We start from the raw sequence: 26,251 nt of genomic DNA, 5'->3' as shown, positions 1-26,251 counted from the left end.
TAAATTATTCAGGAATCGTTTTGGGCTTACTTGGAATTATCGTATTTTTGCGTTATAATTCTTATAACACAAACAAAATGAAGATTTTTAGAGCCTTGTTTGGAAGCAAGGAAGAGACTCCGGAAGAGAAAATCAGAGAAGAGAAAGCGCGCAGTTTCGACACGTTGAAGTATGATGGCGTGCGGGCTTTGCGTGCAGGCGAAGTGCGTTTTGCCGCAGATTGTTTCAATCATGCACTCGAATTGCAGGATGATTTAGAAGTGCGCGACTATCTGTCGCAGGCTCTTATCAGTGCGGGTGAGCTGCTTCCGGCCTACGAACAATTGCAGAAACTGGCCGATGCACAGCCTGATAATGCGCAGATTTGGATTCGGATGGCCCATGTGGCATATATGATGGAAGATTATGGAGCCATGGCCAACACGTGCGAAAAGGCTTTGTTGCTCGACGGAGAGAATCCTCAGATACCTTATCTATATGCTCGCGCCTGTCTCGGGCAGGGTGACACGGTCAACGCCATAGCCATGCTCACCAAATCGATTACGCTCAAACCGGATTATTTCGATGCCTATCTGTTGCGCGGCGAAACGCTCTTGCAAATGGATGAGGTGGTTGAAGCCGAGGAGGATGTGCATGTGTTGCTCGATCATATCACCGATAATGAAGACGTGTTGTTGCTCAAAGCACGGATCGAACACCGCAAAGGCGATATCGAGAAAGCCATTGCGACCTACGGAAAAGTGCTGGATGTGAATCCGTTTTGCATCGATGCTTTCAAAGAACGCGGTGCATTGCATCTGGAAAACGGTGATGAAAGTCTCGCCCATGTTGATTTGCAGCAGGCCGAAGCATTGTCGCAGCAGATGCCCGAAGCGGCTGATCGTGGACAAACAGATGACGGCATAGAGCGCCAAGTCAAGCAAAAGTATAAAAACAATGATCCTTATGGCGTGTTTAGTAGGGATTGAAAGAATATTAATTGCACACAAGGCGTCAGTTGATTTCGGCTTGGACATTTGTCAAAATATTTGATCAAATAACGACATCAATACTCCGTTATTTTCCAGCAAGATTTCGATCGGGAGGAAATACGCGAGAAATGAGCATTTTGTAAAGTGTTGGTTATCAGTAAACTGTGTTTTTGCTGTTCGCCGAATGGTGTGTAAATACACATAAAATAGACAATTTTGAACCTGCAAAAGATTGTTTTTCGTTGTCTAAAAAGCCATTTCCGAGCTTCTGATAAACGGTTAATCGCATGGCAAAATGGCATGAATCAATTGCTCGATCGCTGTTTTTCGCATCAAAAGCGATGTATTCCTGCTCTAATTTGCATAATTAAGAAGAAGGTGTTTTGTCTTGTTTCTTCATGCAATGGTTTGTTGATCGGGAAAAGAAAAAGAATCATTTTTCTGTCGAAATACTTGCATGATTGAATGGAAAACAATAACTTTGCAACAAGTTAAACAATAGAGAGACGTGTAATGAGTGGATTGAACGCAGCTTTTTGTTACTATTACTTTTACTTTGCAAGCTATTGCGAAGCGGGAAGTTGCGTGTAAATTTCAACTTATAACAAGTTAAATCAAATTGGATTGCATCGGAGTCCCGCTTCATTTCAGATGAGGCGGGATTTTTGTTAACATAGTATTACAAAGCCAATGAAGAGAGTTGCCATACAGGGACGTGTCGGATCGTTTCACGATATTGCGGCACATCGATATTTCGAAGATGAACAAATCCAACTGATTTGTTGCGACACATTCGAGCAAATATTTGAGAATATCGCGCAAGATCCCACTGTGATCGGGATGCTGGCTATCGAAAACACGATTGCCGGATCGCTTTTACACAATTATGAACTGTTACGCGAATCAGGAACAGCGATCGTGGGCGAATTCAAACTGCATATTCAGCATGCCATCTGTTGTCTTCCCGACGATGATTGGGACAGTCTTTGCGAGGTGCATTCGCACCCGGTTGCGCTGATGCAATGCCGTAATTTCTTGGCTGGTCACCCTGGATTGAAAGCCGTGGAAGCCGATGATACGGCGGGAGCTGCAGCCTATATCAAGGAGAATACATGTCGGGGATGGGCTGCAATATGTCATGTAGCAGCGGCAGCAAGATATGGTATGAAGGTGTTGGAAGATCATATCGAAGACAACAAACATAATTTCACCCGCTTCCTGGTGGTTTCTGATCCTGCGAGAACAGATTCTCTACGGGATTTGGAGCAGTCGAATAAATCGAGTTTGGTCTTTTCTTTGCCGCACGAAGAAGGCAGCTTGTCGAAGGTTTTGACGATACTCTCGTTTTATCATATCAACTTAACGAAGATCCAATCACTACCAGTGATCGGTCACGAATGGGAGTATCTGTTTTATGTAGATGTCACTTACAACAGTCTGACACGTTATCGGCAGGGCGTCGATGCTATTCGACCCTTGACCCAGGAGCTGAAAATTTTAGGAGAATATGCAGATGGAAAACAAACGAATAGCTGAGGTGCAGCCTGCCAACCGACTCTCGGAGGTGCAGGAATATTATTTCAGTCGCAAACTCAAAGAGGTTGCGCTGCTCAATGCTGCTGGTTGCGATATCATTAGTCTTGCCATCGGGTCGCCGGATATGCCTCCATCGCCGCAAACGATTGACAAACTCTGTGAGATCGCAGCTCGGTCGGATGCTCATGGTTATCAACCTACGCGGGGAACGATAGAACTTCGGCAGGCGATGGCGGGCTTTTACAAACGTTGGTATGATGTGATGCTTGATCCAGAAACCGAGATTCAACCACTCATCGGATCCAAAGAAGGCATCCTCCACATCACGTTGGCATTTGTAAATACGGGCGATGAGGTGCTCGTTCCTAACCCTGGATACCCCACTTATACGTCGCTCAGCAAGATTCTCGGGGCTGGTGTGGTGAACTATAACCTGCGAGAAGACTGCGGTTGGCAACCTAACTTTGATGAATTAGAGCAGATGGATCTTTCGAGAGTAAGACTAATGTGGACCAACTATCCCAATATGCCCACGGGAGGCGATGCCCGACGCGAAACATTCGAGCGTCTCGTAGATTTTGCCCGACGCCACGCCATCGTGGTGGTAAATGACAATCCTTATTCATTGATCCTCAATTCGCATCCCATCTCATTGTTGCAGATACCGGGGGCAAAGGACTATTGTATCGAACTTAACTCGATGTCGAAGAGTCATAACATGCCGGGCTGGCGTGTGGGGATGTGTGCTTCGAATGCCCAATACATCTCATGGATTCTTAAAATCAAGAGTAACATTGACAGCGGAATGTTTCGTGGTTTGCAATTGGCAGCTGCCGAAGCTTATAACACGAACTCGCCCGCTTGGCATCGAGAGGCCAATATCAACACCTATCGACGTCGACGCGACATCGCCGAACGAATCATGAGGGCACTTGGTTGCACGTTTGATCCTGCACAGGTAGGTATGTTCTTGTGGGGAAAGATCCCCGATAGATATCAAGATACCGAACAACTCACGGAGCGTGTGCTTCAGGAAGCACATGTTTTCATAACGCCTGGTTTCATCTTCGGCAGCAATGGCTGTCGTTACATCCGCATTTCGCTTTGTGCCAAGGATGAGAGAATGAATGAGGCATTAAAAAGAATAGAAACGATAATCAAATAAATGCTTATGGAATTGGATTTATTACCACTCGACTTACCGAGTGATCACGAACGCCCCATTGTGATGGCTGGCCCTTGTTCGGCAGAAACAGAAAAGCAGGTGATGACCACTGCACAAGAACTGGCAGGTAAAGGATGCCATATTTTTCGTGCGGGCATCTGGAAGCCACGTACCAAACCCGGTGGGTTCGAGGGTAACGGTGAAAAGGCCTTACCATGGATGAAGCGAGTGAAAGACGAGACGGGTATGCTTATCACCACCGAAGTTGCAACGCCTGAACATGTGGAGTTATGCCTAAAATACGATTTCGATATTCTTTGGATCGGTGCCCGAACTTGCGCCAACCCGTTTGCCATGCAGGCGCTGGCCGACACGCTGCATGGGGTTGACATTCCTGTTTTTATCAAAAACCCTGTCAACCCCGATCTCGAACTGTGGATCGGCGGCATGGAGCGTATCAACCAAGCCGGCATCAAGCGCATTGCCGCTATTCATCGAGGGTTTTCGAGTTATGAAAAGAAGATTTATCGCAACATGCCGATGTGGCAAATCCCCATTGAGTTACGCCGACGCATCCCTAACTTGCCTATCATCTGCGACCCGAGTCACATCGGCGGGCGTCGTGAATTGATAGCGCCGCTTTGCCAACAGGCAATGGACCTCGGCTTTGATGGCCTGATCGTGGAATGTCATTGTTCGCCCGACGAAGCGTGGAGCGATGCCAAGCAGCAGGTGACTCCCGAAGTCCTGGATTATATCCTATCGTTGCTCGTCGTGCGAAGCGAACATGTCACCACCGAGGGAATCACTCAGTTGCGGCGTCAGATTGACGATCTCGATAACCAGATCATGGATTTGCTATCGCGACGGATGCGCATCTGTCGTGAGATCGGACAGTATAAGAAAGAACACAACATGACGGTTTTGCAGCCATCGCGTTATAACGAGATCCTGGATAAGCGCGGCGCACAAGGTGCTCTCTGTGGCATGTCTGCCGAATTTATCGCCAGCGTCTTCGAGCATATTCATGAAGAGAGTGTAAGACAGCAGATGGAAATCATCAATCGATAAAATGAGAATCTTAGTCATGGGTGCAGGCAAGATGGGGAGTTTTTTTCTTGACCTGCTGAGCTTCGATCACGAAACTGCCGTTTATGAGCACGACCCCAAACGGATGCGCTTCACTTACAACTGCCTGCGCTTCACCTCGCTCGACGAAGTGCAGGCGTTCCAGCCCGATCTGGTGATCAATGCCGTGACGGTGAAATACACGATCCCCGCCTTCCGGGAAGTATTGCCTTATCTGCCCGAGACCTGTATCATCAGCGACATCAGTTCGGTGAAAACCAATCTCCAAGCCTTCTACGAGCAATGCAGACACCCTTATGTCAGCACGCACCCGATGTTCGGCCCCACTTTCGCCAATCTCAACCAATTAAGCGAAGAGAATGCCATCATCATCAGCGAGGGCGACGCCAAGGGGCGCAACTTCTTTCGGAATCTATACAGCCGACTGGGCTTGAACATCTATGAATACACCTTCGATGAACACGATCAGACGGTGGCCTATTCGTTGAGCATCCCTTTCGTGAGTACCTTTGTCTTTGCTGCCGTAATGAAGCATCAGGATGCTCCCGGCACGACCTTCAAGCGCCATCTGCGGATTGCCCGAGGCGTACTTGGCGAAGACGATTTCCTCTTACAGGAGATCCTTTTCAATCCCTATACGCACGACCAGGTGTCGCAGATCCGCACCGAACTCAAAGAGCTTCTCTCCATCATCGACCGCGGGATGCCGCCGACATGAAGGCATATCTCGCCAAAATCCGTCGTAATATGAAGCAGGATTTGCTCGAATGAGCATGAATTGCTATCTTTGCATGGTCAACACAATATAATAACATTAATCATTCAAGAAAGGAAACAAGTTATGGCAAATGTAGTTTTAATCGGTGCAACGGGCTTTGTGGGCTCGGCTATCCTAAACGAGTTGATTGCGCGCGGTCATCAGGTGACAGCCGTAGTGCGCAGTGCCGACAAACTCCCAAAGAACGATGCCGTTACAGCCGTCGAAGAGGATGTAGCCCATGTAGATGCCATCGTCAAGCTCGCTGCGGGCAAAGATGCCATCATCTCGGCTTATAATCCGGGATGGGCGAATCCCGACATCAAGTCACTCATCCAGGTCAATTACCCCAAGATTCTCGAAGCGGCTAAAAAGAGCGGCGTAGGACGTTTGCTCATCGTTGGCGGTGCAGGCACGCTTTTTGTGAAACCCGGTCTCCGTGTAGTCGATTCGGGCGCTATTCCTGCCGAGATCATGGATGGTGTCCGTCCGCTGGGTGATTTCTATCTCAACACGTTGGTGAATGAAGACCAAATCGATTGGGTGTTCTTCTCGCCTGCGGGCGCTTTTGATGAGAAAGGTGAGAAGACCGGCAAATTCCGGTTGGGAAAAGACGACCTGATTGTTGATGCCGACGGTAACAGCCATATCTCCGTCCAGGATTATGCCGTGGCGATGGTCGATGAACTTGAAAAGCCTGCCCATCACAAGACACGCTTCACCATCGGATATTAGAAGTGAGTAACGATCTGCGAAGAGGGGGGCCTCGATTTACCGGGCGACTGCCATCCCTCTTCCCAGATCGTTTTATTTATCATCATAGTGCCCGTAAGCCGAGAGAACAAGGACAACTTTATTTCACCCTCGTTCTTGCTCATCGAGAAAGATAATTGATAATTGAGAATTGACAATTGAGAATTCGCTTGTGGTCTTATCAGGCGTTCTGAGAAGTATACGAGTAGTGGCCGACTACTCGTATACCTGTGGGGTACAAGTATACGACTTCTCAAAGGGTGGCATAGATGAAGCACGGTTAAACTAAGTGATAGGTAATTGCATAGGACAGTGCTTCTGCAATATTTGTCACTTTGAGTTTGTTAAAAAGTTTATGTTTACAAGATTTGATTGTGTCGGGTGACTTATGTAATTCAACGGCAATCTGGTCTATTGTTAACCCTTCTGCCGATAGGCGTAAAACGGCTTTTTCTCCTTCTTTTAGGCTGAACTTATATTTCTCTTCCCATCTGTGCTGCGTGAAAGAGTATAGCCAATACCATGGAGAATAATCTGTGTGAAAGATCAAATGCCCGGGTGTCTTCTGAGAGGATAATGATATTGTACACATAGCTACCCAAACCTTTTCTTCTTTATTTAATAAGACAGGTGTCAACTTGTGATTGACCAAAATAGTCTTCTTATCATTTTTTAGATGAAAGTCACAAGACATCGTTCCTCTCAATTTATCTATACTGTCATTTCTATTGAAAAATTGAAAGACACGTCTATAAGTTTCTATAAGCATGCCGAGTTCTTGGTGTGGTACTTTTTCTATGTAAAAAGTGTATCCAAGTTTTTTTACTTCCTCTGTTGTATATCCACATAAAAAAGTAGGATGGTCAGATACATATAGAAACCTCTTTCGGAAGAAGTCGAAAAGATAGACGCATTGGTAAGATATACGGGCAAATGCTTCAGCAGCTTTTATCAGCAGCGGGATTTGCTCGTATTGCTTGTCGGAAATTGTTTGGATGTCATTGAGTATTCCAAAGAAATATTCTACATTCATCATAGGACTTTGGTTAGGTAGTTAATAATACTGCAAAGTTATAACTTTTCTGCAAAATAACCAACAAATTATCACACAAAAGTTTGATTTCTTTAATTTCTTCCTAAAAAAGTTACTTATAGAGATTGCAAGGACAGAAATAAGTCACTTACTTTGCAATATCTAAACTTAATGGAATACGTCGACGAGCCATTAATAGTGAGTATAAATCTATTATTAACAACTAAAAATTTAAAGCAATAACAGGAAATCTAGAATTGGGTAGTTTGGCTGCCCCAGCAATGAACATTAATGACGATGATTCTGCTGTGGAGAGTATATGGTGTGCAGCATGTACTTTCTGTATCGCATGTGGCTTATCTCCTTCTTTGGCAGGTGTTGCTGCGTATGCGTCGTTCTAATCAAGAGGCAGCTAACGCTATGGGCGTTAGCTGCCATTTAAAAGAAAAGTAAAATGTATTATCCAAGAGTCAATCCAAATATTATTCTTTCGGAGCAATCTGCTATTGCCATAGATATAATTTCAGGCAAGCATATAAGCCTACCTAAGGGAGCTTTCCCTATCTTGAAATTAACAGATGGGAAAACAGATATTGATACTATCATTAGAGAATTATCATGCTCCTATAATATAGAAGCCAAGGAGATTTATAACTTTTATTACAATTTAAAGGAATTAGGTTTTATCTTTTTAGAGACGCGACCAAATGTTACTCTGCAATGTGAAGATAAATTTCCCATTCGTATTGCAAGTATAGAATTGACAGAAAAGTGTAATCTAAAATGTCGGTACTGCTATGGTGCATTCTCCCCAACTAAGGCAGCGAGTCTTAGTTTGGAAGAAGCGGAAAACTTGTTCGATGCTTTGCAAAAACGCCATGTAAGGATTATAGAACTAACAGGAGGGGAACCAACAGTGAATCCATATTTTAATGAAATATTAAGATCTGCCTGTGAACGGTTTATGACAGTTACGGTTATGACAAACGCCTCTGCCATTCCTAGTACGTCTTATGAGATATTTAAAACTTATAAAGATAAGATAGGTTTTAGTATTAGTATAGATGGTTTTAGTGAGAGTTCCAATGCGTTTCAGAGAGGTGTTCGTAATACATTCTCGAAAACGTTATACAATATCATAAAAATCAAAAAGGAAATTGATCCCAAGTTCTTTCGTGTAGTATATATGCTCACGAATGAAAATGAAAAAGAAGCTGATGCTTTCTTCGACTACATGCTAGATAATAATGTTCTTGATATTATGGTAAGCATACCTGAAAATATTGAAAAAGGCAGGACATATAAACTCTCAGATGGATGTACAATGAGTGACCGTTGTAGTGCTATACGTATGGAACTTGATAAAAGGGTTCTTCAAATTGGTGAAAAGTATATGGGAAGGGTTCGCACAGTCTCAGATCGTCTAGGTCAGTCTGGTATGAAGTTGGCAAATGTTATACCTTCCTGTGGAGCTGGTTGGACAATGTTGTCATTCCAATCTAATGGAGATGTAATGCCTTGTAATATGATAGAGAGCAAATGGAAGCTAGGTAATTTTAGAGAAGATCCTAATCTAAATTTCTTATCACTTAAAAATCCACTGTATTCTCTATTTGCTAATATAAATCTTAGTGCAGAGAATGATAATCGAAAAGAATGTGAGAATTGTTTTTATAATAAATTTTGTGGCAAGTGCATAACTAGGATACTCATAGCAAATAAAGATCGTATACAAAAGAATGAGGAAATCTGTCCCGTTTTAAAAAGGACAGGTATTTTATCCTGTAATGTTTCACTAATTGAAAAATAGCAATGATATCTATATCTAACCTTATAAAAAAATATGGTAACAATGTTGCTTTAGACGATATTTCTTTACAGATCCCGGAGCAATCTATTTATGCTATTGTTGGTCCTAATGGTGCTGGGAAAAGTACGCTTTTAAAGATTCTTACAAAAGTGTTAGATTATGATTCTGGGACAATAAAGTATGGAGATATTTCAGCTGTAAATGAGTTGCGCAAAAAGATATCATATTTACCTGAGCAGAAAGGACTTTATGATGGTATTGATATTGAAACACAGCTTATGTTTTTTGCTAATATAAGAGAACTTGATGATAAGAAAGCGAAGTCTAGTCTTGATAAATGGCTGACGCGTTTTGATATTAGGAGTTGGAGGCATAGAAGGGTTTCAGAACTTTCAAAGGGAATGCAGCAGAAAGTTCAGTTAATTAGCTCTCTCATTAGTTATCCTTCTCTGTTGTTTATGGATGAGCCTTTCTCTGGAATTGACCCAATCAATTTCCATACTTTTATTGATATAATTAAAGAATACCAAAAAGAAAATGGAGCAACAATTGTTCTTTCCACCCATAACATGAAGTCTGTGGAAGATTTATGTACAGACGTTGCTCTATTTAATAAAGGGAAGTTGAAAGTTAGTGGTAATGTTACATACGTTAAGAAAGCATACACTAAGCAAACTTCTTTTATAGTTGAGATCGATACCTCTAATCAGGTAGTAAATAGTGATGATATTTATTCTAAACTAAAAGATCATTTCAATATATCAATATCGCAGGTAGATCAAAATAGGTTTCGTGTGGAACTTGATGATATCAGAACAAATCTTAGTACGGGGGAATGTATGGAGCTTATTCTTCATAGACTAAGCGGATATGAAGTTTTTCAATGCTCGAAAAAGATTCCTTCGATGGAAGATATATTTATTGAAATTGGTAATAAATAGAAAGGAAATAGGATGAATAAAAAATCTCTCTTAAATATTCTAAACTTTGAACTTAAAGTACAGTTACGGACAAGGTCATTTTGGCTTATATCCCTCATACCTCCATTAGCTATGATATTAGTATTTATAGTTAATCATAGTAACAGACCTTTTAGTCGGATGATTGTTGAAAACAAGACAGAGTTACAGAAACCAATTGCTGATTCACCTTTGTTAAAGGTTAACTATGGTAGTTGTTATGATTGGGAAAACCGAGGATATGATGCCCGTATCATCCTTACAAGAAAGTCTGATCAAAAAATACAATGTGATGTGTTGACAAAAGGTGTGTTACTTCCAGAGAATCAAAAGGCTATTCTTGATGGAATTTCAATGCGGTTAGCAGAGACGCGGTTGAATATAAATCTTTCTAAGATAAGAACAGAAGAACAAAGTAAGATAGTGCTAATATATCATTCAGAAAATACTAATATATCTATTCTTGGAGTATCCCTAGTTGCAACTTTTCTTCTGTACTTAATCATATTACAGTTTTCTAGTTCTATAATGAGAATGACAGGGCGAGAGAAGAAGAATAGAATATGTGAGATATTATTATCTGCGATGTCAAGCCGTGATATAATGGCAGGGAAGTTGATAGCTGGTCTGTTGGCTGCATTGATACAGATAATGCTGTGGTGTATCATTGGTGTTGTGGTTATATCGGTTCTGGATAAGATTCCATCATTGATGATTAAGAAAGAAGTTTTTGAGACTTTTATGGGATCTCTTTCTTCTTTACCACAAGATCAACTGATCACATTCCTGATTATGTTTATATTATATTTAGTTGGAGGTTTCCTATTATACTCAATACTGTTTTCTATTTTAGGGGCTATTTCCAATGAAAATACGAATACACAGCAATTCTCATTAGTTATTACAATGCCACTCTTATTGACATTTATGTACGTGGTGAAGAATATTGGTTCTTATTCTTCAATAGTAGAGATATTGTCATATATACCTTTGTCCAGCCCAATAGCATCATTTGTGTTATTTGCAAATGGGGGGACTACGCTTTCGATCGTAATATCATTAGTGCTATTATACGCCACAATAGTTTTAGCTTTTAATTATTCTTGCATTTTGTATGAAAAAGGTTCATTGGCTGTAAATAATAAAGTAACACTCAATATGATGATAAATTGGATAAGGGTATATATGATTAACAAGAAGAGGAGTCGCAATCTTGGATGAGTAGGTAGAGTGTAGTGGCATTAGTCTCCCTGAACGATTCAATTAATTCTCGCATGAAAAGATGGATCATAGGTGTCATGTTGACCTTGTGCTTGACCGGGGCGAAAGGACAAGGCACGATCAGAGGTGTGGTGTGCGGCGCAGACAGCAGTCTGCTGGTTGGCGCACGGATGGAATTATGCCGGCCCGCAGACGACAAGATTATCATGTCGACACTGTCCGACAAAGATGGCAAATATCGTTTCGAGAACATTGACAAAGGCAGCTATGCGGTTCGGGCCACGGCTCTGGGTTGTCCGCCTGTCCGAAAGAGCGTCATCGTGTGGGGGACGTCGGAGATAATCGTCGATTTCAAGATCAATGACCGTGTCGTTCTCGATGAGGTGAAAGTCGTGTCGAACGGCATCAACGTGCGGGGAGATACCACTTCTTATATTGTCCGACATTTCACGACAGGCACAGAGCGGTCGTTAGGGGATATCCTCGGGAGATTGCCAAATGTCAGAATAGATGAGGATTCCAAGACCATAACGGCTAATGGGAAGCGTGTCAGTAGGATTCTAATGGAGGGACAAGATCTGTTTCAGGGCAACACCGTGATTCCGACCGATAACCTTTCTGCCGGTGGGGTCAGCCGGATAGATGTGATCGAGAACTACTCCGAATACAGCATCTATGACGGATTCAAGACCACCAATGAAACTGTGATCAATGTCGGCGTGAATGACAAGATGAGGAGCCGACTGAAAGGAGATCTCGATATGGCCGGCGGCGTGCTCAATAAATACCAGGCCCGGAATGCGGCTCTATACATCGGTAAGAAGCAGATGTTTTCTGGGATCATGGCCGCGAACAACATCGGGATGCGACACCTGACATTCCGAGACATCATACAGTTTTCCGGCGGGATGCAAAACCTGCTTAGCGGAGACGATCCCATGGAAAAAGCCAAGGCCCTGATGGAAACTTATGCCCCGTTTATGAACGACCGTAAGGATACCGAGCGACGGGAAAGCAATTTCGCCTCTTTGAACTATATGGCCAATCCCAGCTCCAAACTTAGGCTTAGCGTCAGCGGCATATACGGCTACGATCATCATATATCGAGAAACGAGCGCGACTATGCGTATCTATCCGGGCTGCAATACAGCGACGCTTCTGCGGAAAAGGGACGGCAACACGAGCTGTTGTCTCAGGCCAAGGTTGTCTATGCACCGTCGCGGGATATGAATATGGTTTGGGACGGGAAGTTCTTGTTTTCCTCACGAAACACTCGAAGCGACCACACACTGTATGAAAACATTCTGAACTATAACCGCAAGCCGGGAATGACTAATGCGGAAACGAGTCTGCTCTTGGTCAAGCGTATGGGGAAGAACACCCTCAATCTGCTGGCCGACTATCGGAAAAGTGACACGCACGACGACGCGCTGTTCGTAGCGGCACAGCCTTATTATGCGGCACGCTTTCACCTATCCGATGCTTATGACTATGCTTCCGAGAGGATGAGGGAGACCGGTGCGGCACAACTGTTTTACCTACACAGGTTGAATGATGCCTATTACTTGCGGCTGGCCTTCAAAGGCATGCTCGAACGGCAGACACTTTGCTCGCAGCTGCACCAGACTATGGTGAGCGAGCAGTTTGACAATGATGCGACCATCGATTATTCCGGCTGTTATGCCGATGCCATGCTCGGAAAGGATCGGTCACGGCTACGTTTTGCTGTGCGTCTGCGTTACTTGTTGCAGCATGCCAGAACCAATCTCGCCAGAGACTTCGCCGATCGCACTTGCCGACTGGTATCGCCGCGGTTGCAGGCAGACTACGACCTGTCTGCATTCCACCATCTTTCCCTGAACTATGAATACGGCATCAAGCTCCATCCCATCACGGCTCTTTTGGGCGACAGCTATTATTTGGAGTCGTATAACAACGTGATGAGCAGCTCCGTCAGCAGGTTTTTCGCCAAGGTGCACAAAGCCTCGGTATTGCAGCTCCTCATACTCCAGTATATCGGACTGAGCATGATGAACATGGTCTCATTCGAGACGTCTCGGCATGACGTAGCCGAGAACAACCGGCAGGAGACTTATACATCATTGGTGGAGAAAAGGTTGAGCCCGGCCAGAAGTCAGTTGTCTTGGCTGTCGCAGGTGGAGTATCGATTCATATCTCTGCCATTGAACGTGAAAGCTACGATCAATTATGTGCATGCCCGCGTGCCGGTCTTTCACGATGACGCCTTATATCGGGCGCAATCCGGCACTATGGCGCTGATGCTCCAATTGTCTACCTATTTCAAGAAGGGATTAAACGGCGACCTCAGATGGATGATCGATCGGAATGTCTATCATGGGACGCCTATCCGAAACCGAATGACGAACCAAGACTTGCGGGGTAAGCTGATGTGGAAGGCTGCCCGTTTCTATGCGCATGTCGAAGCCAGATACCACCGATATGGTTTGAACCAGAATCATGACGAGAATGTTTTCTATGGGTTTGAAGTGCGATACGACGCGTCAAAACGCCTGGGACTCCGACTCTACGGCTCTGATGTGATGCACCTGGCCGAAAGGAAGCGCGAGACGGGTCGCATCGACTCTTATTATTCGATGAATAGTAGGGTTTGGTATATGCCCGGCTATGTGATGGCAGGTCTGACGCTCAAATATTGAATATCATCGTAATCATTTAAAGATCAAGACAATGAAAAGAACCATTTTGTTTGTATTAGTCGTGCTTGCGACCGTCATGGCGCAGGCCCAGGAGTTGACTGTGACCTATCGGGCCGTTTACAACACGCAGTCGCCTGATTTATTTGCCGATGCCGGCCTCGATGAAGAGATGCGCAGCAGCCTGGCAAGCGCGTATAAAAACGTTTTCATGGATTACCAGCTCACCTATAAGGATGGTGAGAGTGACTTCCGCATCCTCCCCCTGAAAGAGAAGCAGGAGATCACGTTTATGGGTCGTACGGTCGACATCAGTGAAAGTGTGAAGCAGCAAGCCCGGAATTATACGTATAAGAATCACGCGGCGGGGATCATCTTGGATCAAGTGTCGGTGTTCGGGAAAGACTTCCTGGTCAGTGACAGCATCCGGTCGGCGCACTTCACGATCCATCCGGAGGCGACCAAGACCATCTTAGGATTCGAATGCGTGAAAGCCGTATCGGCCGACGGCAAGACGACCGTTTGGATCACCCACCACATCCCATTGCGAGATGAACCGATCGCATGCGGATTGGAGGGACTGATCTTAGCGTTTGACAACGGTCAACAGACTTACACGGCAACGGCTATTGAAGACAAGGCTGCCCGTGCCATCGTCAGGCCGCAGGGGGATAAACCCATGACACGAAAAGCCTTTGAGGAGATGGTCAAAAAGCGTGTGGAGATGATGAAGAGGAATAGATAATTGAGAATTGCTAATTGAGAATTGATAATGCCTCATAAGCGGGGTAATTGATAATAGATAGTTGAGAATTAAGCATGTGCCTTATAACGCATGTTGAGAAGTCGTATACTTGTGCCCCACAGGTATACGAGTAGTTGGCCACTATTCGTATACTTCTCAGAACGTCTGATAAGATCACAAGCGAATTCTCAATTGTCAATTGTCAATTCTCAATTATCTTTCTCAACATGCGTTATAAGGCACATGCCTAATTCTCAATGAGCAATTCCCAATTCTCCATTACCCCGCTTGGAAGAATTCTCAATGAGCAATTGTCAACTCTCAATTATTCTATGTGATATTAATAGGAGGAAAAAAGTGGCAGTTTCATGATTTTTCCGTACCTTTGCGAAGCGACAAACCAAAAGGATAAATTATGGTACAGATAACGAAAGAGGCTGCATTGGAATACCATCAAAGCGGCCGACCGGGAAAGATCGAGGTGAAACCCACCAAACCTTATCACACACAGACAGACCTGAGTTTGGCTTACTCGCCGGGCGTGGCTTATCCCTGTCTCGAAATCCAGAAGACACCCGATGATGTTTACAAATACACGGATAAAGGCAACCTTGTGGCTGTGATCAGCAATGGAACAGCCGTCTTGGGCCTCGGCGACATCGGCGCGATGAGCGGCAAACCCGTGATGGAGGGCAAAGGATTGCTGTTTAAGATCTACGGCGGAATCGATGTCTTTGATATCGAAGTGGCCGAGAAAGATCCCGAGAAGTTTTGCGAAGCTGTCGAGAAGATCGCTCCCACCTTCGGCGGCATTAATTTGGAGGACATCAAGGCGCCCGAGTGTTTCTATATCGAGGACCGGTTGAAGAAAACGCTCGACATTCCCGTGATGCATGACGACCAGCATGGCACCGCCATTATTTCGGCTGCCGGCTTGAAGAATGCCCTTGAAGTGGCAGGCAAGGACATCAAGCAAGCCAAGATCGTGGTCAACGGTGCCGGTGCGGCTGCTATCTCGTGTACGAAAATGTATTGTGCACTGGGCGCTCGCAAGGAAAACATTGTGATGCTCGATTCCAAAGGCGTGATCACCAGCGATCGCAAAGGACTCACACCGCAGAAAGCACTGTTTGCTACCGATCGCCGCGACGTGCACACCTTGGAAGAGGCTGTCAGCGGTGCCGATGTGTTTGTGGGCCTATCCAAAGGCAACATCCTCACGCAAGCCATGGTCAAGTCGATGAGCGACAATCCCATCGTCTTCGCCCTGGCTAATCCTGTGCCGGAGATCTCTTACGAAGACGCCATCGCCAGTCGTCCGGATGTGTTGATGTCTACGGGCAGATCGGATTATCCTAACCAGATCAACAATGTCATCGGCTTCCCTTACATCTTCCGCGGTGCACTCGATGTGCATGCCAAAGCGATCAACGAGGAGATGAAGATGGCGGCCGTGCATGCCATTGCCGAGTTGGCCAAACAGCCCGTCCCCGATGTGGTCAACGATGTCTACCATGTCAACGACCTGACCTTCGGACCGAAATACTTTATCCCTAAACCCGTCGACCCGCGCTTGATCACCGAAGTGAGTGCCGCCGTAGCCAAGGCTGCCATCGAGAGCGGTGTGGCGCGTCGCACAATAACGGATTGGGAGGCTTATAAGAATTCGCTCTTACAGATGCTCGGACAGGAGACCAAGCTCACGCAGAAGCTCCACGACACCGCGCGTCGGCATCCGCAACGCGTGGTCTTTGCCGAGGGCGGACACCCCACGATGATGAAAGCCGCCGTGCAGGCCAAACAGGAAGGGATCTGCTTCCCCATACTGCTGGGTAATCCCGATCGTATTCGTCGGCAGGCACAACGATTGAAGCTCGACTTGACCGATATTCAGATCATCGACATGCGTGCGGATCAAGAGCAGGGCCGACGCGCCACCTTTGCCAAACATCTCTTTGAGAAGCGGGCGCGCCAAGGTTACACCTTCCAGGAAGCCTACGACAAGATGTATGAGCGCAATTATTTCGGTATGATGATGGTCGAAGTCGGCGAGGCCGACGCCTTTATCACAGGTCTCTACACCCGCTATTCCAATACGATTAAAGTAGCCAAGGAGGTTATCGGTATTCGCCCTGAATACAAGACGTTTGCTACCATGCACATCCTCAACACCAAGAAAGGAATCTATTACATTGCCGATACGCTCATCAATCGCCATCCCAACCAGGATGTGCTTGTCGACGTGGCGCGTCTCAGCGCCCATACGGTGAGATTCTTTAATGAAGTGCCGCGCATCGCGATGATCAGCTATTCTAATTTCGGAACCGATGACAACGGTAGCTCGCTGGAAGTGCACAACGCCGTGGCTGAAATGCAACAGCAGTATCCCGACTTGGCTATTGATGGCGAAATGCAAGTGAACTTCGCCCTCAACCGCGAGTTACGCGATGACAAGTATCCGTTTACGCGTCTCAAAGGACTCGATGTCAACACGCTCGTCTTCCCCAACATCAGTAGTGCCAACGGTAGTTATAAACTCCTGCAAGCCTTGGATGCGGACGCGGAAATCATCGGGCCGATTCAGATGGGGCTTAATAAGCCTATCCATTTCACCGACTTCGAGAGTTCTATCCGCGACATCGTCAATATCACCGCCGTTGCTGTCATCGATGCTTATGTAGAAAAGATCAAACAATCGAGAAACGGCTGAGTGCGATGCTCGTTTCCGGCTCGTGTGCGGGCGATATATATATCCCCGTAAATTTGCATACGGTTGCAGCAAAATTTCTTCCCGCAAGAAAATTTATTTTTATACGGTTAGAAATTTTCTTCTAACCGTATGTAAATTTACGGGAATACAAGAGATTGATTATCAATAGAATACAAGTGCGATTCCGGACCCGTTTTCCCCCCTGCAAACATCCCTGGCGGGGAGGCCTTTGCGTAGAGACGGCCGGCGGGGCGAAAACAAAGGTTTCGGAGTCGGATCTTATAGGAAAGGGGCAAGAAGATGGGCAAACCAACCGATGAATCGCTTCCAAGGCGTGCGGAATGTTCGCCATGATTGCGGGGTGAGCAGAAAGCTCTGGGCCTTGTCCCGGTCAAAGATGCGCGAGAGCTGTGCAGTGGTGCAGCGATCGATGATAACGGCGTTCTCCTCATAATCGAACCTGAGACTTCGGGCGTTTAGGTTGGCACTGCCTACGGTACAAAACTGCCCGTCGACCATGATAATCTTGGTGTGATGGAAGCCTGGGGTGTACATCCAAACCTTCACACCGTGGCGCATCAGCTGGTGCACGTTGTAAAACACGCAGTCGGGTGTGAGCGGAATATCGCTATGCGTCGACACCATGATCTCAACCTTGACGCCTCGCTTGACGGCCTGTCTCAGTGCCCGTTTCAATCTGCGGTTCAGCGTGAGATAAGGGTTGATGAGCTTGATGCTGTCTCGGGCGTCATTGATGGCATCGGTATAGAAACGACGAATGATGCCGTTGGTGGTGTGCGGCTCGCGGTTGATGATTCCCACCATCTTATGATGGGCGGTGGCGCATGTGTCGGGCTTTAATCCCGTGAAGTGTGCGTCGGCCGACCCGCCGCGATAATATTGCGCACCGTCGACGTGCTGGCGGGTGGTCTTGTTCCACATGCGGAGAAAGATACGTTGCAGCGTGTTGACCTCTTCGCCTTCGATCCGGCAGTGCATGTCGTTCCATGTGCCCACGGCTTGCGTACCTTTAATGTAATAGTCGGCTACGTTCATACCACCGGTATAAGCCGTATGCCCGTCGATGACGACGATCTTGCGGTGGTCGCGGTGGAATACGTGGTTGATAAAAGGAAACCGAATGGGGTCGAACTCATGGATCTCGATGCCTCGGTCGCGTATGCTTTGGAGTTGCCGGCGACGCAGGGGCTTGTTGTTGGAATCATTGCCGAATCCGTCGAACAAGGCTCTTACTTCCACACCTTCTTTTGCCTTCGTTTCGAGAAGATCAAAGAGGAGGTTGGCAATGGAGTCGTTGCGGAAGTTGAAATATTCAAGATGGATGCTGCTGCGAGCTTGCCGGATGGCTTTGAAGAGGTCGTCGAACTTCTCTTGTCCGTTGGTAAGCAGCGTCACGGAATTGTTGTGCGAGAACGTGATGCCCTCTCGGCGAAGTTGGTTGACGATAAGCGAGTCGGCTGTCTGCGCATACGCGAATGCAAAGCAGCACAGCAGGAGTATGAGGGTAGAGAAATAGCGTTTCAATGTCTGTGGTTTATAGCATGCAAGAGTAATGGTCTACTACACCCAGGAGGCGATTGGCTTCGTCTACGACCAGCACTGTATGGATCTTGTGTTCGTGCATGATACGTTGTATCTCGGTGATCTTAGTCCCTGGCAACACGGTCTTAGGCGTGCGAGTCATGATGTCGCTGACGGTCTTGTTGAAGAATTGGGCTTGCCAGCGTTCCATCGCCCGCCGGATGTCGCCGTCTGTGATCAGACCTGTCACTCGGTCGTCGGTCAGTGCGACACCCAAGCCCAGCTTCCCTTTGCTCACGTGTATGATGGCTTCGCCAGGTGCATGTCTTGTGGGATAACGGGCAGATCCGAGGTGCGCATCACATCCTCGGCGGTGGTGAGGAGACGTTTGCCCAGTTCGCCTCCCGGATGGAACTGTGCGAAGTCTGTGGGGCGGAAGCCTCTCACCTGCATCAGTGCCACTGCCAGGGCATCGCCCATGGCCAGGGCCGCCGTTGTGCTACTGGTGGGGGCGAGATTCAGGGGGCATGCCTCTTTCTTCACCCACACCTTGATGTGCACCGTGCTGTATTTGGCCAACAGCGAATCGGGATGACCGCTCATGCCGATAATGGGCACGTGCATGTGTAGCACCATCGGGATGAAGCGCAATAATTCGTCAGTCTGACCGGAATTGCTCAGCGCCAGCACGATGTCGTCTGGAGTCATCACGCCCAAGTCGCCGTGATAAGCATCCAAAGGATTGATGAAGAAAGCCGGCGTACCAGTGCTCGACAAGGTGGCTGCAATCTTTGCGCCGATATGCCCACTCTTGCCTACGCCTGTCACGATGATTTTGCCACGGCACCGATACATCATATCCACAGCTCGATCGAAGTTCTCGTCGAGCTGCGGTATCAAGTCGACCAGCGCTTCGGCTTCGTCTTTGAGACATTGTGCGGCATATGTGCGAACACTCCTTAATCTGTCGAGTGACTTGTCTGTTGTTTCCATCTTACCTATATTAATTGGGTGATGAGGTTTTCTAATTGATCCAGTTCCAACATATTCGGCCCGTCGCTCAGCTTGATCGGGATTAGGGTGCACCTCGAAGAAGTAACCGCCGGCACCAAATGCCTTGGCAGCCAGCGCCATGGACGGAATGAAGCGGCGATCGCCGCCGGTTGTGCCATTGCCTGCACCGGGGCGCTGCACACTGTGCGTGCAATCCATGATGACCGTTGGAACGAATGCCTGCATATCTGCTATGTTGCGGAAGTCTACCACCAGGTTGTTATACCCAAAACTATTACCCCGCTCGGTGAGCCAGATCTCGCGGGCGCCGGCATCGCGTGCTTTCTCCACGGGATACTGCATATCGCGCCCGCTGAGGAATTGGGCTTTCTTGATGTTGACGATCCGGCCCGTCCGGGCGGCAGACACGAGCAGATCGGTCTGCCGGCAGAGAAAGGCCGGAATCTGAATCACATCCACCACCTCGCCCACAGGCGACGCCTGATAACTCTCGTGGATATCTGTCAACAAGCGCAGGCCATACTTTGACTTTACGTCTGCCAACATCTGCAAGCCTTTGTCGAGTCCTGGACCTCTGAATGAGCGGACTGAGGTGCGGTTGGCCTTATCGAACGATGATTTGAAAATGATATTCGTGCCGAGCTTTCGGTTGATTCGTAACAATGTCTCGGCAACGCAGTCGAGCAACTCTTGCGACTCGATGACGCAGGGTCCGGCTATGAAAATAGGTGACATACGATCGTTTTTAATATTTGCAAAGGTACTGAAATCAGCGTAAAAGGAAGCACCTTTAACACAGATTTGTATTAAAGAGTTACAAAAAATAAGAGCAGATGACTGGCCTTTATGCATTTTACCTTACTTTTGCACTGTCCGTTTACTGGGCAATAGTATAGATATTAATAATTAAATGTAGATGATGAAAAAAGTATTTATGACATTGGTGGCAGCCGTTATGGCTGTGGGCGCATCCGCCCAAGTGTTTGTCGGCGGTGGAGTCGGTATCGGAAGCGCTGACAACGGTGGTAGTGACAACATCACAGCGTATAAGTTCGTGCCTGAAGTGGGTTACAGCTTCAACAGCGATTGGGCTGTGGGTGCAGCCTTCGGATGGAAAGGATCTAATCATGGCGGAGCAAAGTCGGTGGAATTCAACCCTTATGTGCGTTACACCTTCTTTCACTCGCGGCTTGTCAATGCTTTTGTTGACGGCACCGTGGGCTATGCGCATGAGTACGGCGCTAACAACAGAGACATTGACCGTTTACAGATCGGCTTCAAACCGGGCGTGGCACTCAATCTCACGCCGTGTCTGAGCTTTGTAACCAAAGTAGGGTTCGTGGGTTATGATCACTCCAAAGACAACAACTCCAAGGCGAAAGTTGACGAATGGGGCGTAAATATGGATGGTAACAACATTACATTCGGTCTCTACTACAATTTTTAATGACTTGTAGGTACTACATGTTTTAAGGTGAATCCCGGTGCCGCGTTCGGCATCGGGATTTTAAGTAGTAGGGAGTAAGGTCCGGCAGGGTGCGTGACTTCTATACGAGTAGTGCCCCACAGGTATATAACTTGTGGGGCACTACTCGTATAGATGTCGGAATCTTTCGTGAAAACGTTTTTGTTGCGGGATCTGCTGGATGGGTAGGAAGCTATGAGGATTACTTGTTTTTCTTCGTCGGGTCTTCGTCTTCGATATTGCGAAGTACGGCAACCGCCTCTTCTACGGTGGGGACGTTGTTCACGTGCATCATGCGACGTCCATTAGACTCTTTGAGATCGCAGCGGCGGGCATGGGACATGATGTATTGAAGAACGCGCTCAAAGATCGGGCTCTTGTAATAGGCGCTCTCGCTGTTGCTGACAAACTGCATCATCATCCGTCCTTGTCGCAAAACGATCTTCTCGCAACCCAGTTGCCGACCGAGCCGGCGCAGGGTTACAACACGCATTAGTTCCTCACCTTCGTGGGGAATGGGTCCGAAGCGGTCGATCATCCGCTGCCTGAAAGATTCAAGGGCGGTATCGTCGACGGTGTTGTCAAGTTCCCGATAGAGGAGCATCCGCTCATTGCTACCGGGCACATAGTTGTCCGGGAAATACATTTCGAGATCACTCTCGATGCCGCAGTCTTCCACGAAGTCGGCGCCGGTGAACTTGTGTCCGAGTTTCATATCCTCAGTATAGATGTTGGCAAACTCATCATTTTTGAGTTCGATGACTGCCTGTGTGAGTATCTTTTGATAAGTCTCGTAGCCCAGGGCCTCCATGAATCCGCTTTGCTCGACGCCTAAGAGGTTGCCTGCTCCCCGAATGTCGAGGTCTTGCATGGCCAGGTTGAAACCGCTACCCAAATCCGAGAAAGTTTCGAGAGCCTCTAAACGGCGGCGGGATTCGGTGCTGAGAACGCTCCTGGGCGGCGCTAATAGGTAACAGAATGCCTTACGATTGCTGCGCCCTACGCGGCCACGCATTTGATGGAGGTCGGACAATCCGAAATGGTGAGCATCATTGATGATGATAGTGTTGGCATTGGGGATGTCGATGCCGTTCTCTATGATGGTTGTGGAGAGGAGCACATCGTAGTCGAAGTGCATGAATTTCTCGATGATGCGCTCCAATTCATTGGGCTTCATTCGTCCATAGGCAATGCCTATGCGACAGTCGGGTATGGCTTTCTGAATGAGATAGGCTATGGTGGGCAGCGTGTCTATACGGCTGTGGACGAAGTAGACTTGCCCGTTACGACTCATCTCGAAGTTGATGGCATCGGCAATGATTTCACTGTTGAACGTGAGTAGTTCGGTGTGGATGGGATGACGATTGGGAGGGGGAGTGCGGATGATACTCATATCACGCGCTCCCATGAGCGAAAATTGTAAGGTACGAGGTATAGGGGTGGCCGACATCGTGAGGGTGTCTACGTTGGTTTTGAGTTGACGCAGTTGCTCCTTAGCCGCTACGCCGAACTTCTGCTCTTCGTCGATGATGAGCAATCCTAAGTCGTGCCATGTCACATCCTGGGAGAGCAGTTTCTTCGTACCGATAAGGATGTCGATCTTACCGTTGCGTAGGTCTTCGAGAATACGCCGCACATCGCGTATGGAGCGAGCTCGCGTGAGGTAGTCCACTCGCACCGGATAACCTTTCATACGGTCGCGGAAGGTCTGGAAGTGTTGATAGGCCAGGATCGTCGTGGGCACAAGCACAGCCACCTGCTTGGAGTCGCAAGCTGCTTTGAAGGCGGCACGCACGGCCACTTCGGTCTTTCCGAATCCCACATCACCGCAAACAAGCCGATCCATCGGGCGGGGCAGTTCCATGTCTGTTTTCACATCTTGGGTGGCTTTAAGCTGGTCGGGAGTATCATCATAGATGAAGCTGGCTTCCAACTCATCTTGCATGAACGAGTCGGGGCTGAAAGCGAATCCTTTCTCATGCCGGCGGCGCGCATAGAGCTTGATCAAGTCGCGCGCCAATGCTTTGATTCGCTTCTTGGTCCGCTCTTTGAGTCGTTCCCATGCGCCACTTCCGAGCGTGGAGAGCACGGGCGGATGGTCGTCGGAATAATGGTATTTGCTGATCTTGTAGAGGGAATGGATGGAGACGTCCACTTTATCATTGTGCTGATAAATAATGCGGATCATCTCCTGATAGGAATTGCCCGTGGGCACGCGTACGAGTCCTCCGAAGCGCCCCACACCGTAGTCAATATGCACCAGGTAATCGCCGGGCTCCATCTCCATCAGTTCTTTCATGGTGAGCGCCATCTTTCCGGCACGCGCAACGTCGCTGCGCAGGCTGTATTTATGGAAACGATCGAATATCTGATGATCGGTGAAAACACAAACTCGCAGACTGTTGTCGCTGAAGCCTGCGTGGAGCGTGCCGGTGATAAAGACTTCTCGCTGTGTCCTCTCAGAAGAGTCGTCGTCTAACATCGCCCTACTTTCAAGGTAGTCGGTAGAGTTTAATATTTCTTTCAGGCGCTCCTGCTGTTTCCTGCTATCGGAGAGAATGCAGATCTCGTAACCGCGCAACTGATAATCTTCTAAGGTCTGGCGCAGCAGTATGAAATTCTTATGGAATAAAGGTTGAGGCGACATGTCGAGTCGGATGATAGCTTTCGACTCACTCGTGGGTTGGTGTCCGAATTCCACACGCTTGAGCTTCTCTGCATCTTCCATGAATCGTGAGGCGCGTAATAGTTGCATCTCTCGTGTCATCTCGTTGCGAATCTCCTGCTGTTGTGCTTCGGTGGCGTTCTCCAATCGATCCAGCAAGGCTTGTGAAGAGAAACCATCGTCATAGATCTTTGCGATGGAATCCCGTACATAAGTCAGCTCGTTACACACCAGCAGCGTATCTTTGGGTAAGAATCGCAATAGCGAAACCTTCTCTTCGGCATTCTTGGCCAGTTCGGGTAGGATCTCCACCGATTCGCGTTTATGTTTCGACAGTTGATCTTCCACTGAGAAGGTGCGGATCGTGTCGATTTCGTTGCCGAAGAAATCGATACGGAACGGCAATTCGCTCGAATAGGAATAGATGTCGACAATGCTGCCGCGCACGGAGAACTGGCCGGGTTCATATACATAATCATGCTCGACGAACCCGAGATCAATCAGCTGACGTCGCAACGCCGATAGGTCGACCGTTTGTCCCACATGTAATGACAACCGATGCTCATTCAGTTGTGTTCGTGAGACAACCAGTTCGGCCAACGCTTCGGGCGACGTCACGACATAGAGCGTTTCCAAACCGCCACTCACACGAGCCAGCACCTCTGTGCGCAAGATTTCGTTGGCGGCATCGCGCTGTCCGTATTTCGCCGCCCGACGATAAGCCGAGGGGAAAAAGAGCACGCGCTGGGTGTCCATCACCTGTGTTAGATCATGATAGAAATAACCTGCTTCGTCGACATCGGATAGGATGAAGAGGGCAGTGCGTTTCATCGTTTTGAATCCCGATGCGAAAAGCATGGCCATGGCCGATCCTTTCGCGCCTTGCAAGAAAATGGTTGGTATTGACTCGTCGGTCACGGCATGCGTCAACGCCTGCACTTGCGGAGATTTCTCGTAGCGGTGCAGGATGTATTGTAAATCCAACGTCTTTTGTGACATATCAGAAAAGGAGGGAGAGTGTTTACGCCTTGATCCGGGGGTATTTCCGCAGCCATCCGTCTAATCGTAGCCGTATCACGCCGAAGAATGCTTCGCCGAAGATGCCGCCGCTCATCTTGCTTACGCCTTCGCGACGGTTGATGAAGATCACGGGCACTTCCTTGATCTTGAAACCTATCTTGTATGCTGTGTATTTCATCTCGATCTGGAAACCGTAACCCTTAAAGCGTATTTCGTCTAACGGTATGGTTTCAAGCACGCGACGGCGATAACACTTGAAGCCGGCCGTGGTGTCATGGACTGAAAAGCCGGTGATAAAGCGCACGTACTTGGATGCGAAGTAACTCATCAGCACGCGCCCGATGGGCCAATTGACTACGTTTACACCGCTGACGTAACGCGATCCGATGGCGACATCATAGCCCTCGTCGTGGCAAGCGGCATAGAGACGCGGCAGATCATTCGGATCGTGGCTGAAGTCGGCATCCATCTCGAAGATGAATTCGTAATCGTGTTCCAGCGCCCATCGAAATCCTGTGATATAGGCCGTGCCGAGGCCTAATTTTCCTTTTCGTTCGATGATAAAAAGCCGATCGGCAAATTCGTTATCGATCAGTCGGTGAACGATAGCGGCTGTTCCATCGGGGCTACCGTCGTCGATGACAAGGATATGGAAACATTTGTTGAGTGAGAATACTGCTCGTATGATTTTCTCGATATTCTCTTTTTCGTTATAGGTGGGGATGATGACGATGCTATCGCTTGCGTTCATATTGGTATTGTTTTATACATCGCAAAGTTAGGAAGAAAATCCGAAAACGCCAAAAATAAATGTGGTCGACCTTTCGAGGTATTTCGCTGTGCTGATTTGTGTTGTTGGGGAGTTCGCAGAGAGTGCTCCCCTTTCTCTTTTGTGGTGTAAAGCTGGTTTGGTAAACGGGCGCACGAGCAAACCCGTTGACGCGGTCTGAGAAGTCGTATAGGAGTCGGCCAGCCCTATACTACTTGTGGGGCAGCAGTCGTATACTTCTCAGCTTCTCTAATTGTGCATGATGAATTGTGCGTGATGACTGATGAATTAAAACAAAAAATGGAGTTAAGCAGTCGGTCGAACCTTCGGCTTAACTCCCTATTGAGTTAAT

The 26,251-nt window shown here is 47.4% G+C and carries 16 protein-coding genes and 3 pseudogenes; 13 read left to right on the top strand and 6 right to left on the bottom strand.

The genetic code is table 11. The features are described from left to right. The first annotated feature begins 77 nt into the window (after positions 1–77). From JCM12259_RS02680 to JCM12259_RS02655, 6 genes and pseudogenes are all read left to right on the top strand, one after another. A complete protein-coding gene (locus JCM12259_RS02680) occupies positions 78–968 on the top strand; it encodes a tetratricopeptide repeat protein (RefSeq protein ID WP_025065315.1) in 891 nt (296 codons plus the stop codon). A 693-nt stretch (positions 969–1,661) separates the two neighbouring features. Next, positions 1,662–2,507 (top strand): prephenate dehydratase, encoded by an 846-nt coding sequence (locus JCM12259_RS02675; RefSeq protein WP_025065314.1) that lies wholly within the window; start codon positions 1,662–1,664, stop codon positions 2,505–2,507. Then, positions 2,485–3,672 (top strand): pyridoxal phosphate-dependent aminotransferase, encoded by a 1,188-nt coding sequence (locus tag JCM12259_RS16440; RefSeq protein WP_172793006.1) that lies wholly within the window; start codon positions 2,485–2,487, stop codon positions 3,670–3,672. The genes JCM12259_RS02675 and JCM12259_RS16440 overlap by 23 nt, the downstream gene beginning before the upstream one ends. Before the next feature lie 6 nt (positions 3,673–3,678). Further along, a complete protein-coding gene (locus JCM12259_RS16435) occupies positions 3,679–4,743 on the top strand; it encodes a bifunctional 3-deoxy-7-phosphoheptulonate synthase/chorismate mutase type II (RefSeq protein ID WP_025065312.1) in 1,065 nt (354 codons plus the stop codon). A gap of 1 nt (position 4,744) precedes the next feature. Continuing rightward, positions 4,745–5,532 (top strand): annotated as a pseudogene (locus JCM12259_RS13470) (prephenate dehydrogenase). Between the two features lie 70 nt (positions 5,533–5,602). Beyond that, positions 5,603–6,253 carry an NAD(P)-dependent oxidoreductase gene (locus JCM12259_RS02655; RefSeq protein WP_025065311.1) on the top strand — a complete coding sequence of 217 codons (651 nt, stop codon included), beginning with the start codon at positions 5,603–5,605 and terminating at the stop codon, positions 6,251–6,253. A gap of 298 nt (positions 6,254–6,551) precedes the next feature. Here the strand turns inward: JCM12259_RS02655 and JCM12259_RS02645 are convergent, their stop codons facing one another. Further along, entirely contained in the window at positions 6,552–7,307 is a 756-nt protein-coding gene (locus JCM12259_RS02645; protein ID WP_025065310.1) for a helix-turn-helix domain-containing protein, read from the bottom strand. Between the two features lie 451 nt (positions 7,308–7,758). On the opposite strand from JCM12259_RS02645, the gene JCM12259_RS02640 reads away from it, so the two are divergent. The 6 genes from JCM12259_RS02640 (at position 7,759) to JCM12259_RS02615 (ending at position 17,424) form a co-directional block, all read left to right on the top strand. After that, positions 7,759–9,114, top strand: a complete 1,356-nt coding sequence (locus tag JCM12259_RS02640; protein WP_025065309.1) for a radical SAM/SPASM domain-containing protein — start codon at positions 7,759–7,761, stop codon at positions 9,112–9,114. A gap of 2 nt (positions 9,115–9,116) precedes the next feature. Then, a complete protein-coding gene (locus tag JCM12259_RS02635) occupies positions 9,117–10,055 on the top strand; it encodes an ABC transporter ATP-binding protein (RefSeq protein ID WP_025065308.1) in 939 nt (312 codons plus the stop codon). Between the two features lie 12 nt (positions 10,056–10,067). Next, a complete protein-coding gene (locus JCM12259_RS02630; protein WP_060544419.1) occupies positions 10,068–11,294 on the top strand; it encodes an ABC transporter permease in 1,227 nt (408 codons plus the stop codon). Between the two features lie 53 nt (positions 11,295–11,347). Beyond that, positions 11,348–13,972 (top strand): carboxypeptidase-like regulatory domain-containing protein, encoded by a 2,625-nt coding sequence (locus JCM12259_RS02625; RefSeq protein WP_025065306.1) that lies wholly within the window; start codon positions 11,348–11,350, stop codon positions 13,970–13,972. A 31-nt stretch (positions 13,973–14,003) separates the two neighbouring features. Then, entirely contained in the window at positions 14,004–14,714 is a 711-nt protein-coding gene (locus JCM12259_RS02620) for a GLPGLI family protein (protein ID WP_025065305.1), read from the top strand. A gap of 415 nt (positions 14,715–15,129) precedes the next feature. Continuing rightward, positions 15,130–17,424 (top strand): NADP-dependent malic enzyme, encoded by a 2,295-nt coding sequence (locus JCM12259_RS02615; protein WP_025065304.1) that lies wholly within the window; start codon positions 15,130–15,132, stop codon positions 17,422–17,424. A 279-nt stretch (positions 17,425–17,703) separates the two neighbouring features. Here the strand turns inward: JCM12259_RS02615 and cls are convergent, their stop codons facing one another. From cls to kdsA, 3 genes and pseudogenes are all read right to left on the bottom strand, one after another. After that, positions 17,704–18,969: a cardiolipin synthase gene (gene cls / locus JCM12259_RS02610; protein ID WP_025065303.1), complete on the bottom strand. Its 1,266-nt coding sequence runs from the start codon at positions 18,967–18,969 to the stop codon at positions 17,704–17,706. Positions 18,970–18,979: 10 nt separating this feature from the next. Beyond that, a pseudogene (locus tag JCM12259_RS13465) lies at positions 18,980–19,959 on the bottom strand (KpsF/GutQ family sugar-phosphate isomerase). 5 nt (positions 19,960–19,964) lie between these two features. Further along, positions 19,965–20,715: pseudogene (gene kdsA / locus JCM12259_RS13460) on the bottom strand (3-deoxy-8-phosphooctulonate synthase). 181 nt (positions 20,716–20,896) lie between these two features. Here kdsA and JCM12259_RS02595 point away from each other — a divergent pair. Next, complete coding sequence (locus tag JCM12259_RS02595) at positions 20,897–21,427, top strand: outer membrane beta-barrel protein (RefSeq protein ID WP_309546396.1); 531 nt, start codon at positions 20,897–20,899, stop codon at positions 21,425–21,427. A gap of 220 nt (positions 21,428–21,647) precedes the next feature. Here JCM12259_RS02595 and mfd read toward each other — a convergent pair whose 3' ends face one another. Together mfd and JCM12259_RS02585 are read right to left on the bottom strand one after the other, a co-directional pair. After that, positions 21,648–25,094 carry a transcription-repair coupling factor gene (gene mfd, locus JCM12259_RS02590; RefSeq protein WP_025065301.1) on the bottom strand — a complete coding sequence of 1,149 codons (3,447 nt, stop codon included), beginning with the start codon at positions 25,092–25,094 and terminating at the stop codon, positions 21,648–21,650. A 37-nt stretch (positions 25,095–25,131) separates the two neighbouring features. Then, entirely contained in the window at positions 25,132–25,881 is a 750-nt protein-coding gene (locus tag JCM12259_RS02585; protein ID WP_025065300.1) for a polyprenol monophosphomannose synthase, read from the bottom strand. Positions 25,882–26,251 lie beyond the last annotated feature (370 nt).

Source organism: Hoylesella enoeca JCM 12259 (assembly GCF_000613405.1).
GTDB classification, from domain to species: domain Bacteria; phylum Bacteroidota; class Bacteroidia; order Bacteroidales; family Bacteroidaceae; genus Prevotella; species Prevotella enoeca.
This window is presented reverse-complemented; position numbering and strand designations above follow the sequence as displayed.

Bases quoted from the DNA above. Each gene is read 5' to 3' on its own strand.
- JCM12259_RS02680 (WP_025065315.1), top strand. From the start codon at position 78: ATGAAGATTTTTAGAGCCTTGTTTGGAAGCAAGGAAGAGACTCCGGAA.
- JCM12259_RS02675 (WP_025065314.1), top strand. From the start codon at position 1,662: ATGAAGAGAGTTGCCATACAGGGACGTGTCGGATCGTTTCACGATATT.
- JCM12259_RS16440 (WP_172793006.1), top strand. From the start codon at position 2,485: ATGGAAAACAAACGAATAGCTGAGGTGCAGCCTGCCAACCGACTCTCG.
- JCM12259_RS16435 (WP_025065312.1), top strand. From the start codon at position 3,679: ATGGAATTGGATTTATTACCACTCGACTTACCGAGTGATCACGAACGC.
- JCM12259_RS02655 (WP_025065311.1), top strand. From the start codon at position 5,603: ATGGCAAATGTAGTTTTAATCGGTGCAACGGGCTTTGTGGGCTCGGCT.
- JCM12259_RS02645 (WP_025065310.1), bottom strand. From the start codon at position 7,307: ATGATGAATGTAGAATATTTCTTTGGAATACTCAATGACATCCAAACA.
- JCM12259_RS02640 (WP_025065309.1), top strand. From the start codon at position 7,759: ATGTATTATCCAAGAGTCAATCCAAATATTATTCTTTCGGAGCAATCT.
- JCM12259_RS02635 (WP_025065308.1), top strand. From the start codon at position 9,117: ATGATATCTATATCTAACCTTATAAAAAAATATGGTAACAATGTTGCT.
- JCM12259_RS02630 (WP_060544419.1), top strand. From the start codon at position 10,068: ATGAATAAAAAATCTCTCTTAAATATTCTAAACTTTGAACTTAAAGTA.
- JCM12259_RS02625 (WP_025065306.1), top strand. From the start codon at position 11,348: ATGAAAAGATGGATCATAGGTGTCATGTTGACCTTGTGCTTGACCGGG.
- JCM12259_RS02620 (WP_025065305.1), top strand. From the start codon at position 14,004: ATGAAAAGAACCATTTTGTTTGTATTAGTCGTGCTTGCGACCGTCATG.
- JCM12259_RS02615 (WP_025065304.1), top strand. From the start codon at position 15,130: ATGGTACAGATAACGAAAGAGGCTGCATTGGAATACCATCAAAGCGGC.
- JCM12259_RS02595 (WP_309546396.1), top strand. From the start codon at position 20,897: ATGATGAAAAAAGTATTTATGACATTGGTGGCAGCCGTTATGGCTGTG.
- JCM12259_RS02585 (WP_025065300.1), bottom strand. From the start codon at position 25,881: ATGAACGCAAGCGATAGCATCGTCATCATCCCCACCTATAACGAAAAA.